The 13,685-nt window shown below is 41.0% G+C and carries 10 protein-coding genes; 6 read left to right on the top strand and 4 right to left on the bottom strand.

Features of this window, described 5'->3' with window-relative positions:
• The first annotated feature begins 50 nt into the window (after positions 1–50).
• From mreC to AC4PL9_RS02960, 5 genes are read left to right on the top strand one after another with little or no spacing between them, the layout of a single operon-like run.
• Complete coding sequence (gene mreC / locus AC4PL9_RS02980; protein ID WP_343784561.1) at positions 51–827, top strand: rod shape-determining protein MreC; 777 nt, start codon at positions 51–53, stop codon at positions 825–827.
• Entirely contained in the window at positions 828–1,346 is a 519-nt protein-coding gene (locus AC4PL9_RS02975; protein ID WP_491603297.1) for a hypothetical protein, read from the top strand.
• Positions 1,343–3,190 (top strand): penicillin-binding transpeptidase domain-containing protein, encoded by a 1,848-nt coding sequence (locus AC4PL9_RS02970; protein WP_491603296.1) that lies wholly within the window; start codon positions 1,343–1,345, stop codon positions 3,188–3,190. The genes AC4PL9_RS02975 and AC4PL9_RS02970 overlap by 4 nt, the downstream gene beginning before the upstream one ends.
• A complete protein-coding gene (gene rodA / locus AC4PL9_RS02965) occupies positions 3,187–4,581 on the top strand; it encodes a rod shape-determining protein RodA (protein ID WP_491603295.1) in 1,395 nt (464 codons plus the stop codon). Before AC4PL9_RS02970 ends, rodA begins: the two co-directional genes overlap by 4 nt.
• Before the next feature lie 2 nt (positions 4,582–4,583).
• Positions 4,584–5,288, top strand: a complete 705-nt coding sequence (locus AC4PL9_RS02960) for a CPBP family intramembrane glutamic endopeptidase (RefSeq protein WP_491603294.1) — start codon at positions 4,584–4,586, stop codon at positions 5,286–5,288.
• A gap of 14 nt (positions 5,289–5,302) precedes the next feature.
• Here the strand turns inward: AC4PL9_RS02960 and AC4PL9_RS02955 are convergent, their stop codons facing one another.
• The 3 genes from AC4PL9_RS02955 to AC4PL9_RS02945 all read right to left on the bottom strand — a co-directional run bounded on the left by AC4PL9_RS02955 (position 5,303) and on the right by AC4PL9_RS02945 (position 8,919).
• Positions 5,303–6,421 carry a DNA polymerase III subunit gene (locus tag AC4PL9_RS02955; protein ID WP_491603293.1) on the bottom strand — a complete coding sequence of 373 codons (1,119 nt, stop codon included), beginning with the start codon at positions 6,419–6,421 and terminating at the stop codon, positions 5,303–5,305.
• A 94-nt stretch (positions 6,422–6,515) separates the two neighbouring features.
• A complete protein-coding gene (locus AC4PL9_RS02950; RefSeq protein ID WP_491603292.1) occupies positions 6,516–7,763 on the bottom strand; it encodes a hypothetical protein in 1,248 nt (415 codons plus the stop codon).
• A gap of 85 nt (positions 7,764–7,848) precedes the next feature.
• Positions 7,849–8,919 carry a glycosyltransferase family 4 protein gene (locus AC4PL9_RS02945; RefSeq protein WP_491603291.1) on the bottom strand — a complete coding sequence of 357 codons (1,071 nt, stop codon included), beginning with the start codon at positions 8,917–8,919 and terminating at the stop codon, positions 7,849–7,851.
• 140 nt (positions 8,920–9,059) lie between these two features.
• On the opposite strand from AC4PL9_RS02945, the gene AC4PL9_RS02940 reads away from it, so the two are divergent.
• Positions 9,060–10,253 carry an HU domain-containing protein gene (locus AC4PL9_RS02940; RefSeq protein ID WP_491603290.1) on the top strand — a complete coding sequence of 398 codons (1,194 nt, stop codon included), beginning with the start codon at positions 9,060–9,062 and terminating at the stop codon, positions 10,251–10,253.
• Here AC4PL9_RS02940 and AC4PL9_RS02935 read toward each other — a convergent pair.
• Positions 10,230–13,676: a DEAD/DEAH box helicase gene (locus tag AC4PL9_RS02935; RefSeq protein ID WP_491603289.1), complete on the bottom strand. Its 3,447-nt coding sequence runs from the start codon at positions 13,674–13,676 to the stop codon at positions 10,230–10,232. The genes AC4PL9_RS02940 and AC4PL9_RS02935 overlap by 24 nt on opposite strands.
• Positions 13,677–13,685 lie beyond the last annotated feature (9 nt).

Below are 13,685 nucleotides of genomic sequence, written 5' to 3'. Positions count from 1 at the left end.
TTGCTATGCGTAATTTGATAGCCTTTTTAAAGAAGTTCCAAATTTTCTTGGTGTTCGCAGTGTTACAATCCATTGCGTTGGCTATCCATTTCTCATATCAGAGTTATCCCAGAGCGCGTTTTATGAGTACGGCAGGCGACGTTTCCGGAAAAATAATGGAAATCCGCCATTCGGTGACCAAACACTTCAATCTGGATAAGGCAAACCTCAAACTTCAGGAAGAAAATATTGAATTAAGAAGGCAATTACCGGTAAGTTTTATTCCGCTTCAGTCGGGAATGGTGAAGATCAACGATACATTATATCGTCAGCAATTTGAATACCTTCCGGCTACTGTATTGAATTCCACGTATGATAAAAGAAACAATTTTCTTACGATAAATACAGGTGCATTTCAGGGAGTGGAAGAGGGTATGGGAGTGTTTAACGGAGAAGGAGCTGTTGGATATATCTTTAAAACGTCAGAACACTTTTCACTGGTTAAAACAATCCTTAGTGATAACGTTAATCTTGATGTCTTTTTATCAAGCGGTGCCTTCGGGCTATTAAAATGGGACGGAAAATCATCTTCGGAAGTCTATATTACAGGAATTGCTAATGATATTGAAGTCCGTGTGGGAGACGTTGTAAAAACCAGAGGAACAGGAGGAATATTTCCAAGAGGTATTGTTGTCGGGCATGTCTCGGAAATTAACACCGTGGAAGGAGATCCCCTGTGGGAAATTCACGTAAAACTTGCAGTCGATTTCAGAAGCATCAGTGATGCCTATGTCATCAAGAATTTACTAAAAGAAGAATTTGATAATCTCCAAATATCAAGGGAATAGATGAAGAATAATTTTGTCTTCCATAGTGTTTTATTTCTCACCCTGATTCTCAGTCAGATTCTGGTTTTTAATCAGTTGGAGATTGGTTTAGGGGTTCACATTATGATCTATCCCATGTTTGTGTTGGCATTGCCTTTTGATATGCGTCCTGCAACCTTAATGATTCTGGGGTTTTTGACCGGAATTACAATCGACTGGTATACGAATAGCTTTGGACTGCACGCTTCTTCTGCCGTATTTTTAGCCTATCTCCGACCAAAATTGTTCAGCTTTCTTGAACCCAGAGAAGGGTATGATACTCTCAAAAGACCTCTCTTGAGAGATATGGGAAGAAACTGGTTTTTTACAATTTATGCTGTTGGACTACTGCTTCACCACTTGTGGTTTTTTACTTTTGAGATCTTTAAGTTCTCCGAAATATTTTTTATCTTACAAAAGGCACTGTTAAGTACTTTCGCTTCGTTATTGATGATTACAATGATCCAGATAATCTTTTTCAATAAGCAAAAGGAATTATGAATTTTGAAGGAAGAAAATATATTATTCTGGCTCTTTTTCTGGGAGTCGGGATTATTTATTCTTTCAAACTGTTCTATATGCAGGTGGTTGATGATACCTGGAAGCATAACGCAGAACAGATTTCAGAAAAACGTAGAGAAGTTACACCTCCTCGCGGAGTGGTATACGACAGAAATGGTAAAAAGATCATTGCCAACCGACCGTATTACAATCTGAACTTTATTGAAAAGAACATTACTCACCTCGATACAAATGCTTTGGCAAAACTACTGGAAGTTGAGGATACCTTTATCCGTTGGCGTTTTCAGGAAATAGTCAAACAGGAGGGAACGTACAAGGGAAAATCAAACTATCGCAGAAACAGGGTTTACGCATTTGTCAGGGATCTCACTAAAGAAGAAATTGCCCGAATAGCTCCTGAGTTGTATAAATTCCCGGGGTTCTTCGAGAGCCCGACATCCATGAGAGCTTATCCGTTTGCGAATGGAGCCAACATAGTCGGTTATCTGGCTGAAGTCAACGAGAACGAAATAGAGAAGGATGATTTTTACAGAAGAGGAGATCAGATTGGTAAAGCAGGTATCGAGAGGTATTACGAAAAAGAACTGAGGGGAAAAAAGGGGGTAAAATATCTTTTGCAAGATGCTCAGAATAATGCAACCCAATCGTATGAAGGTGGAAGGCTGGATACGATGGCTGTGCAGGGAGACAATCTTATTTTGGGTGTCGATATCGACCTGCAGGCATACGGCGAAAAGTTAATGACCAACAAACTGGGTTGTATTGTGGCTATTGAACCCGAAACCGGGGAAATTCTGGCATTGGTTTCTTCTCCTTCTTATGATCCGAATTTATTGGTAGGAAAGCGAAATATCGCGGCAAACTATCCAAAATTAATCACGGATGAACTAAAACCGTTGTATCCAAGACCTTTGCAGGCAGAGTACCCTCCCGGTTCGATTTTTAAACTGACGCAGGCACTGATCGGAATGCAGGAAGGCGTAATAACAGAAAATTCGTCTTTCCCCTGTACGAAAAGTCTGGTGGGGTGTCACAACCATCCGACGGCACAGAACGTAGAACAGGCGGTTCAGTTTTCCTGTAATCCCTATTTTTATTATGCTACCAAGCGAATCATAGAGCAGGGAAAATCGAAGAGCATTTTTAAAGATGCTGAGATCGGACTAAAAGTATGGGAGGAATATCTGCACAGTTTCGGGTTAGGTCAGAAGTTGGAAACAGATATTCCCGGAGTTCGAGCAGGATTGATTCCTGGAGTTGATTTCTATAACAAATGGTACGGAGAACACAGGTGGGCTTTTTCTACCATACGCAGTAATTCAATCGGTCAGGGAGAGGTGAAACTCACACCTTTGCAGATGGCAAATCTTGCAGTCATTATGGCCAACCGGGGATGGTATTATACACCTCACTTTGTTCGCTCCATTGGTGAGGGAGGTCCGTTGGAAGCTTTTAGAAAGAAGCACTATACGATGGTGGATTCGGTACATTATGCTCCTGTAGTAGAAGGAATGCGCAAAGTAGTGGAAGAAGCCGGAGGTACGGCGAGGCGAGCCCGAATTGAAGGAGTCACTGTTTGTGGAAAAACAGGAACAGCACAAAATCCACATGGAGAAGATCACTCGGTTTTCATTGCCTTTGCCCCGATGAATAACCCGAAAATTGCCATAGCTGTATTTACGGAAAATGCAGGTTTCGGGGGGACATGGTCAGCTCCGATCGCGAGCTTGATGATCGAAAAGTATCTGAAGGGAGCCATAACGGATGAGGCAAAAGAGAAACGAATTTTGGAAGCAGACTTATTACCAAAAAAGAAACAATGACCAGAAATTATTCATTGACTAAGGAAATGGATTGGACCTTGTTCGGATTATATCTGATCATGGTTGTTCTGGGAATCGGAAATATATATTCCGCCTCGTATAATGAAGACGCTCCTTTTTTACTGGATATTACTCAGAATTATGGTAAACAAACCATGTTTTTTGGTATTTCTCTCTTTTTGGGTTTCATTATTTTTCTGTTGGACTCAAACTTTATCCGTAAATCAACCGGGATCATATATGGGGTTGTACTTGCCATGTTGATTATGGTACTGTTTACCACGCCTATTAACGGAGCCAGAAGTTGGTTCGGAGTAGGAGGGTTTGGTATTCAACCATCCGAATTTGCTAAAATCAGTACAGCGTTGGCTCTGAGTGCCTACGTCAGTAAAGTAAATATCAAATTACAGGATAAGAAGTCTGTTCTGATTGCGAATCTGATTATGTTACTGCCCATGGTGTTTATTGCCATGCAACCCGATGCAGGGACATTAGTTGTTTTTACCTCATTTTTGTTCGTTCTTTACCGCGAAGGGATTACCTATGATCCGTTGATTGTTTTCATTATTAACCAGTTCCCGGGAGTTCGAATCAAAAAAACGATTATCGGGAGTAACTTCATCCCGATTTTATTCGTTGTGATTTTCCTTTCCGTCACCACACTCCTGATTAATGAGAATGAGGTGATGATTCCGTTTACTTACATTCCTTTGAAAGGGGTATATATTATACTATTCATATTTGCTGTTCTGACGGTGCTGTTTGTATTATTTGTACAGCGTTTTATAGCGAAAAGAGAGCGGTCAAAATTATTGGCTCTTGGTATTGTGAGTGCAGTACTTCTTAGTGCGTTGGTGTTTTTTGTAGACTTTGCGTTTGATAAATTGAAAGAACACCAGAAAGACCGGATTGAGCTGGTGTTAGGACTGAAAGAAGATCCACACGGAAAAGACTATAACCGTTTCCGGGCGATGTCGGCAGTTGGATCGGGAGGCTTTTCGGGAAAAGGGTATAAAGAAGCAACGCTGGCATCTCCCCGTTCTAATCACGTACCCGAACAGGAAACCGATTTTATATTTTGTACATTATCCGAAGAATGGGGCTTTTTGGGGAGTATCACAATTGTGGCTATTTTTATGACATTCCTTGTTAAAACGATCCTGATAGCAGAAAGGCAGCGATCGGTATATAACCGGATTTATGCCTATAGTGTTGCTATGATCTTTTTCTTCCACTTTTCGATTAATATCGGGATGAATATAGGGCTGGTTCCTGTGATAGGAATCCCACTGCCTTTCTTCAGTTATGGAGGATCATCATTACTCTCCTTTTCAATAATGGTCTTCATACTTCTTAAACTGGATAGTGAACGCAAAGAAATTCTCAGATAGATATGAAAGCTGTTTTTTCTTCTTTTCTGAAACTATTCGCCCTTCTTTTGGTGGGTATAATACTGTCCTCTGTTGCACAAGCTTATCTTGTCGGTGGTAGTTTGGAAGTGGATATGTTGTCAGGACATACCGCCGGATATTTCTATTCTCTTTCGCTGTTTCAGATATTTGCTTTTCTGCTCCCTGCTGTTGTTTGGTTGAAGTATATTGAACCATTCGAATTTATTCCGGAGACGAAAGGGAGAGTGCTTTCCTATATGTATGCCATTCTCTTTTTTGTTATCACGTATTTTCTGGCTAATGCCCTCAACGAGTGGATAACACAGTGGAGTAAAGTGTACTTACCAGACTTATATCGTTCTACTCTGGGAGATACAGAGATGATAACGGATTTAATAAAAAATCCCCCTTCAATTTGGTATCCGTTGATTGTAGTTGGAATTATACCTGCAATTGCAGAGGAATTGTTTTTCCGGAAAGCTGTATTCGGGTTTTTAAAGCAAAAATCAGGATCGTTTGTTCATGCTGCTCTGCTGAGTTCGTTATTGTTCGCAGGGGTGCATTTTCAATTATTACAGCTTCTCCCTATTTTTCTTTTGGGGTTTGCTTTGGCGTTTGCCTATAATGCTACAGGGTCTATTATAGTGCCTATGGTTTTACATGCTATAAATAACAGCATTCAGGTACTGATTCTGTATTACGCGTAATAAGAAGGGATACATCAGGCAAAGTGAATATAGCGCATTACCTTAAAGCATAAATCGGTAAAGAGAATTTTTGCATTGGCATTTCTTTCAAGATGATAGTGCGCGTCACTGAACTCTTTCATAAACTCCTGAATATTATTTCCGGTAATGAAACGGGAGAAGTTTTTGAGGAAATCGGCTTCTTCTTCACTAACCCGTGTCATTTGGTCTCCGACATAATTGTTCAGAATACTTTGCCGAAACATGTGCAGTGCATAACGAAGAAAATTCTTCTGATCTTCTTTTGTGACGGAGGCCATTTTTTCTGCCCACTGGATCATAGCAATGACATCCTTTTTATAGCAGACCCGCATACATTGCACAAACAACTCCCGATTGATATCTTTTTGCTGGTGCTCTCCGGAAAGTTCAAGTGCTTCTACCCAATCTCCGTTAGCCAAAGCCGCCTGACTGGCAGCAGCCTGTTCATTCAGGTTAAACCGAGTCTTAAGTTCGTTTTTTATGATATCATCCGGAATTCGGGTCAGCTTTACGAGCTGTGTCCGGGAAAGTATCGTGGGAAGAATAGAATCTGCATTTTCAACCAACAGGATGAAAAGTGTTTTTTCAGGGGGTTCTTCCAGTATTTTTAACAACTTATTGGAACAGGTTGTGTTCATTTCCTCAGCCATCCAGATCATCATGATCTTATAACCGCCCTCAAATGATTTCAGGCTTAGTTTCTTGATGATCTCCTGACTTTCATCTGTTCCGATCACGGGTTTTCTTCCTTTTTCATCAATGGTTAATGTCCATTGATTCAGGTTGAAGTAAGGGTTTTCCTTGATTTTTTGACGCCAGCTTCCCAGAAAAAGATCTGATTTACTGCCGAGTGTAAGAACGGTAGGAAAAGAAAAGTGAAGATCAGGATGTTGAAGCTGACTTACCTTCTGACAAGAGGGACAAGTACCACAACTATCCGTTTCTGTGCGGTTAGAACAGAGAATATATTGTGCAAAAGCCAGTGCTATAGGGAGACCTCCGAACCCGGGGTTTCCGAGCAAAAGTTGAGCGTGACTAATCCGGTTACGGCTCACTTCTTCAACGAGGTGCTTTTTGACCCCTTCCTGACCTATGACATCTTTAAATTGCACGAGGTAAATTTAGTTATTATTAAGTAAAAGGATTTGATTTAAACTAAAAAACCCCGGAGAAAACCCGGGGTTTCTGAAAGTCACTTATCAGAAATTATTTCTTGTATTTCTTCTTCAGTTTCTTGATTTTCTCATCCACTTTAGCTTGTTTTTCGTCTAGTTTTGTGTGAGAAGCATTGATCTTTTCCTGCTCTGCTTTAGCTTTTTCGGCATCAATCTTACCTTTTGCTATTTTCTTATCAAGCTTTTCCTGATCTTTTTTCAAGCCATCGCGATTACTCTTAATTTTGTCTTGCTCGTTTTTCAGCTTTTCGGCACTTTTTTGATAGGCTTCTTCAGCTTTTAATTGCTTTTCAGCTTCTTTTGCTGCTTTTTCAGCTTCTTTCGCGGCTTTCTCAGCTTCTTTTTTCGCTTTTTCGTCCTCTTTGGCTTTTTTCTCAGCTTCTTTCTTTGCCTGTTCAGCCTCTTTTTTCTGCTCTTCTGCTTCTTTTTGCTTTGCTTCAGCTTCCTTTTTCGCTTTATCTGCTTGCTCTTTTGCTTCCTTTTCAGCTTTCTTAGCATCTTTTTCAGCCTGAGCTTTTGCTTTGGCAGCAGCCTCTTCAGCTTTAGCGGCAGCTTGTTCTTCTTCCAGTTTCTTTAGCTGTTCTTCACGTTGCTTCTGAGCTTGTTCGCGTGCAGCAGCATCCTGTTGAGCTTGCTGAGATGCGTCTTCCAGTGTTTTTCCTGATTCAGCTGCGATTCGGGCTGCTTCCGCTTTTTTCTCTTCGGCAGCTTTAGCAGCTTCAGCAGCACGTTTTTCGGCTTCTAAACGCTCCGTTTCAGCTTGCTTGGCACGTTCTTGTGCCGATTCAGCCTGTGCCGTTGTTTTTTCTAGATCCGACTGGGTTTTTTCTGTCTTTTCTTCGATTTTAGTAACTTTTTCAGCTCCTTTTGCTTCGATCCCCGAAACATTAGAAGTTACTTCGGTAGTGATTGTTCCGCTTCCTTTTACAAGGGCAATATCATACTGACGTCCGTTTTTCAGATAAACTCCGGAGAGGATATGAGTTTGGTAACCGTCCATCTTCACCTCAATATTCACCGGAGAATTATGATAATCCGCAATGGAAAGACCAGCAATTCCTTTACTGTCAGAAGTTGCCTGACTCACAGATTGCCCTTTCTCAATGATTGAAACCGTAGCTCCTTCCATAGGAGAAGTACCGAAAAGTACTTTCACACTTACTTTAATAGCACCGTGTTTAAGTTCACTGATTTCAATTTTTGTACCCTGAGAAGCGTTTGATAAAAAAGGAGTCCCGACTAACAGTAAAGTAGCGACAAGTATAGATTTCATTTTCATAGTTACGATTTTTTGTCTAAAATAACATAATTTTCAAATCAGAGCAATCTGACACTGCGTTAAATTGTTGTAAAATCGGGATGTCTTACGAAAATAGACTAATGAATCGAGGAGTAATTGCCAGTACGGAAAAATGATTTTTGACCCTTAGTTTTCCAGCATTACCCAGTTGAACCCGGATAGCATAATCGCGGATGAGTTGTTCCAGACAGTCGCTCCATTCTTTGGGGGTGGAAGCAAGGAACCCTGTAACGCCATGTTGGATAATTGTCGTATTAACTCCTACAGGAGAGGCAACAGCGGCAATTCCTAACGCCATATATTGAAGAGCTTTGAAACCACATTTCCCTTCTGCCCAGATATCGGGTTGAAGAGGCATGACACCGATTTGGAACTCAGCAAGATCCTTTATTTCGGATGTTTTATTCCATTTGACGAATTCCAGACTCTTTAAATTGTAGTGTGGTGGTTGGTTGGAGATGATCCGAAACCGAAAATCATATTTTTTCTCAAGATCCTGCAGAACGGGAATCAATTCATCCAGATAACGCATGGTCGTATGTGTACCGGTCCATCCGATAATTAATGGCTGATGATCGTGGTTTGCAGATTGATTATGATGTCCTTCGGTATCAATCGTAGTGGGAATAATTTCGACGTGTTTTGTATATCTGGAAGCAAAATCTGCCAAATACTGATTGCCTGCAGACACTTTATACGACCACTTAATGATGTATTTTACTTTCCAGTAGGCCTTCAATCGGTGAAAAAGTGCATTAGTATCACTGTAGTTCGGTAACCAGATGGCATCATCAAAATCGTAAATAATCCGCTTTCGTAAGAGTTTGGCAATTATCCATTCAAATACAGGAGGACCCAGGTGTGCAGCTTCCCGATGAATAAATACAAAGTCAGCTTTTTTCAACTGGAATAACAAGAGCCATCTTCTGCAAAAGGCCCGGATCATACCCGAAGTTTTATGGATTACTTTTCCTTTGGCGTACAGATTTTTCCATGCTTTTTCATCTAAGAAGGGATGGTAGTGTACATCGAAACCGTTTTGTTCCAGTGAAGAGAGATACTGCTCAAACCGAAATCGTTGCGAGGGAGCTTCCGATTTGGGATAAGGAGCAAGTATGTACACCGTTTGGTTCATGAATTTGCTATTCAGTGGACGAAGGTACAACAAGTTGCGAATTTCTCGTAGAAAAAGCGTAACAAATCCTGTGTTCGTGCGTATCATAGAGGCACAACTGAAATTCGAAAGAGATTTCGTAAAATTTGTATATTTGTAATATGATACCATCTCAATACGTCAGCGAATTGTTACTCAGACATAACTGTTTGATTATACCGGGTTTCGGTGGTTTTGTTGCACGTTATGCTCCCGCAAAAATTGACTGGAATCGTGGCGTGATAGCTCCTCCGTCCAAAGAGTTACTTTTTAATAGTCACCTGATTCAGAGTGACGGATTGTTTGCGAATTATCTGGCAAACGCCCGTAACATCTCATTTGAAGAGGCTGAACAACTATTGAAAGAACTGGCTTCGGACTGGAAAGGTCAGTTGAGTGAAGGGAAGCGTATTGAGATCGAAAAGGTAGGTATTCTGTACAAGGAAACTTCCGGTGTAATTGCGTTTGAACAAGACCGCTTTTTCAATCTGTTGTTAAGTTCTTTCGGGCTAAAAGAGGTGACGTTTATTTCGGAGAAAGAAGAGAAAGTTGCAGAACAACCTATTTTGACAAAGGTTGAACCGCAGGAAGCGGTTGAATCCCCTGAAAAAGTTGTAGCGGAAGAGGCGAAAGAGCTAAAGGTTATACCGATCGGAATCTCTGTCCGGAAAGGGAATCCTGTAGAGGAAGCACCGTCGGAAGGTGAAAAAATTATTCCGATTCGTGAACAGAAGACAAAGAGTGGTTTCGGATGGAAATATCTTGCAGCCGCTGCAATGGTTCCTTTTGGATTTTTCGCGTATTGGATTCCAATGAAAACAGATGTTCTCGAAAGTGGGAAAATAGCTTTGGCTGATTTTAATCCGTTCAGAACTGTTCCCGAATCTGTCTATTCTGCTGAAAAATTATCGGATGCTGTTGTAGCAGAAGAGTTACACTACGACTGGGAGGAATTAACAAAAGATTTACCCCGGGAAATAGAAGTATTCAATTACCGTTTCAATGAGAATCTGTATATACCTGTTCGGCTGATTGCAGACGAGAAAACAGCCTCAACTGAACAAACAGAAACCGTTGTTGTGTCTCCTCAATATTCAGGGAATTATCACCTGATTGCAGGTTGTTTCAGTTCTCTGGAGAATGCAGAAAATCTTGTGACGGACCTTAAGAACAAAGGATATGCTGCACGCATTCTGGATGTAAACAAAGGATTACACAGGGTTACCATAGCTTCTTTTGAGAATCAGTCAGCAGCAGCAACTGAAATGAATACATTTTCTTCTCAGGGAATTTCAACCTGGGTTTTGAAGAAGTAATCCGTCTTTTCTGAAAACAACATTTATTTTCCAGTTCCGATCGGATACTACCCGAAAAAGTGTCATCATTTTTTGTAGGGCTTGTTCGGATAAATAAGGGTCAAAGAAGGTTATTTCTCTTTTTTCATTATCTATGGAGCTTTCTAACCCAAATAAAGTTCGTGAAACAGAACCAAGGTTCGTTGCTGCCGTTTCCAGCATTCTCAGATAAACTTTCAATAATTCTACACCACGATTGTCAGAAGGAGTGAAATCAGTGTGACGTATAGAATGGAAAACATGTATTCCTTTTCGGGCACGGGTAAAGAGGACATTTAGCCGCTTTTCGCCCCCGCTTTGATTGAGGGGACCAAACCGAAGCGCAAACTTTCCGTCAGCATCATATCCATAACCGATACTAACGACCAGTAGGTCACATTCATCCCCCTGAATATTTTCCAGAGTAGACAGAAAGATACTTCCTTCATCTACTTTTTGGTTGAGTACAGGAGAAGCGTATTGGATGATTTCGTGTCGGATAAGATCCAGCTGTGCTTCCGAAAAAGCAACAATTCCCAGTTGGTCGTTGGGTGCAAAATCAGGAAGTAGCTCATTGAGCCATGCGACAAGTTCTTTCGCTTCCTGAACATTACTCCTGTTTTCGAAAAGAGCATCTTTTACAAAATGTCCATGTATCCCTGAATACGAAGGAAGTTGACTTCCCGGAAGGATTTTCAATTTGCCTCCGTAAAAATAGTGGTTACTGAAAGAGATCAGGTTTTCATGCAGACTTCTGTAGTGTCCGAGGAGCATATGCGCGTTAAAATGAAACAGCCCTCTGTTCAGAATATCTTCCCGTTCACGCGTGCCACTTGTAAAGTAGGTGGAAGGAGGCATTTGCATCGGGTCACCAACAAGGCATACCTTGGCAGATCGGTAAAGTGCCGGAATTGCATGTTCTGTGGGAATCTGACTGGCCTCATCCATTACCAGAAAATCGAAAATTTCTTTCCTGTTGGGGATAATTTTAGACAGGCTTAATGGATTGATCAACAAAATGGGTTTCAACAAATGAATCCAGTGTCGGGCCGGAGAGTCGAGAAGTTTACGTATCCCTGTATGTTGACGGGTTTTATTAAATTCTTTAACCAGAATAGATCGTCCCTTGCGTAGTTCGGCTTTCAACTGTTTTTGTTCCTGACTGAGCTGGGCGGCGGGTGTGGAAAGCAGCAAGTGGTAGTCCGAAAATTTTTGTGAAATGCGGTAACTGAATTCTTGAACGGAGAGCTGACAAAAGGTGTCTTCTTCCCGGATTAATTGTTTCAGATCTTCCTGAAATTCTTCTCCTGAGTAATGATACAGCTCGGGATGGAATTTTGCAAAGTTCTCTACCTGTCCGAGTGTTACTAATTCGTGTAAAACTGAAAAATCATGCACGCCCGGTAACTCATAAAAAAAGACTTCATCTGTTTTCAGCAGGTTTTCTATGGATTTGCGGTGAGCGGATAAAAAATCAACTTCTTCTTCAATGCGACGAATTATTTCATTCAGAGAAATGGACATTGACGAATGAATGTTTAAAACAATAAATCGGTGTATCTGTGTAATTTCCCGGGAATGTCGGACTAACTGTTGGAGTAATTTTTCAGAACTGCCTTGTAAGGTCTTGACCAGTTGTGTATCCAGTTCATTGTATTGCCGGATCAATGACTCGAACAAAGGAATTTCTGTTTCCGGGTAATGTACTCCGTATTTAATGAGTTGTGCAGCTATTTTGCTTTGTTCTTTCTGTTTTTGGAGAATGTCTTTTTTCAGGGAAAGCGCCTGTAAGGCAAGTTTTCTTGAAAAGACGACCGGTGCATAATCTGCAATAAATCGTGTTTTCCACCTGCGATAGGAAAGCGACCAGTTTTTTTTCTTTGTAAAAACTGTCAGAGCTTCTTCCAGTTCAGTATCGCTCCAGTTCTTTTTCCACTTTTGTTGCTCGGAGGGAGCTGTGTTTTCCAGTTCACGGGTCACCTTGAGGTACTTTCCGGTTAGTTTTCGAAAGCGTTTCTGATCGGTTGAGTTGTGTTCAAAGAGTGCTTTGTTTCGCGAAAAAAGTTCATGGCTCAATACCTGTGCGTGAATTGTCTTTCGATAAAGCACAGCCCATTCAGAAAGCGGATAGTTTTCTGAAATTCCTTCTACTTCCTGAGACAGGGATGCTATCGTTTTCCGGATAATATTCAGATCGGTTTTTAAAGACCCGAGTGAATCGTCGCGGAAAAAGACAGAAGGTTTAAGAAAGAAGCAGCTGCAGTTTGAAAAGGATGTTCCGTACTGCAATGCATATTGTGTAGCTAAATAATCAAGTGTAGGATGTAGTTTTTCCCAAGTATCTTTTTTGGGAACCGAATGAAACAGAGGGGAAAGCTTGTTTGGAATAGAACCGATAACTGGAAGTCCCTGTAATCGGCTCAGTTTGTTCTGCAGAATTTCCTTTTTAGCCGGATAGGAAGCAATTTGTGGTTGCTTAACAGGTGTGTTTTCAACAAACAACCATGTTTCCTTCAGGGATTGTATAAAGTCTGACTTTTCTTTTTCCGTATGAAAAACAGAGGCGCAAAATTTCCCCAGTCCAACAGATTCAAAACGGGTTTTGATGACTTCTAAAGCTGCCAGTTTTTCAGAAGCGAGAACCGTTTTTTTTCCTGAAAGAGCATGCTGAAAAAGAGTATTAACGATTAGTTGACTCTTTCCTGAACCCGGAGGACCGATAATTACCAGATTTTCTCCATCCTGTATTTTGGTGATAGCTTCCTGCTGATAGGTGTCAAGCGGAAAAACATACGCCTTTTCACAAAGAGAATTTGTGGGTTCATTTCTTCTTGCCCCGTTAAAAAAAGTGCCGATTAGTGAGTCTTCTGAATGGGGATCCAGAAGATAATCGTCCATGTCTTTTAAAAGGGAAAAACGATGGTAATGAAAATTGCCCAACAGAAAACAGGTTTGCAAATTCCAGTCGGCAACCTCGGGGAGTGATTCCGAATCCTGTATCTCAATACCGAAAAGTTCTTTTAATTTTCCTGAGAGAAAAGGATTGATAAAGGTCTCTTCCTGTATACAGAGCCGGATCTCATTTTTGATTTTGTCTGTAGAATAGAGAACCTCCTGAAGCCGGAAAGGACTGCGGAAATTTTTCTTTCCATCATTCCACTCGAGTATATGGGTGACAAGTGAAAGGCTGTTTACACCCGAGTTTTGTCGGTAACGCTCTGCTTCTGCTGCTATCTTTTTCCAGACAGGGGTTATGGGAATCCGGATTTCATTTTGTTCGACAGAGTTTCCTTCCAGTTCCAGAAAACCTTTTCCCGATTCGGGTAGGTGAATGAGCACATCATTTCCCGAAGAACGTAGAAGTTCCTCTTTCCAGGCGATAATTTGCTCTTTCCAGCTATTCATTCTGATCGT

The sequence above is a fragment of the Wandonia sp. genome, from assembly GCF_984588085.1.
The sequence above is the reverse complement of the archived record's forward strand: the minus strand, read 5'-3'. Positions and strand labels throughout refer to the sequence as shown.

Bases quoted from the DNA above. Each gene is read 5' to 3' on its own strand.
- AC4PL9_RS02960 (WP_491603294.1), top strand. From the start codon at position 4,584: ATGAAAGCTGTTTTTTCTTCTTTTCTGAAACTATTCGCCCTTCTTTTG.
- rodA (WP_491603295.1), top strand. From the start codon at position 3,187: ATGACCAGAAATTATTCATTGACTAAGGAAATGGATTGGACCTTGTTC.
- AC4PL9_RS02940 (WP_491603290.1), top strand. From the start codon at position 9,060: ATGATACCATCTCAATACGTCAGCGAATTGTTACTCAGACATAACTGT.
- AC4PL9_RS02935 (WP_491603289.1), bottom strand. From the start codon at position 13,676: ATGAATAGCTGGAAAGAGCAAATTATCGCCTGGAAAGAGGAACTTCTA.
- AC4PL9_RS02945 (WP_491603291.1), bottom strand. From the start codon at position 8,919: ATGAACCAAACGGTGTACATACTTGCTCCTTATCCCAAATCGGAAGCT.
- AC4PL9_RS02950 (WP_491603292.1), bottom strand. From the start codon at position 7,763: ATGAAAATGAAATCTATACTTGTCGCTACTTTACTGTTAGTCGGGACT.
- AC4PL9_RS02975 (WP_491603297.1), top strand. From the start codon at position 828: ATGAAGAATAATTTTGTCTTCCATAGTGTTTTATTTCTCACCCTGATT.
- AC4PL9_RS02970 (WP_491603296.1), top strand. From the start codon at position 1,343: ATGAATTTTGAAGGAAGAAAATATATTATTCTGGCTCTTTTTCTGGGA.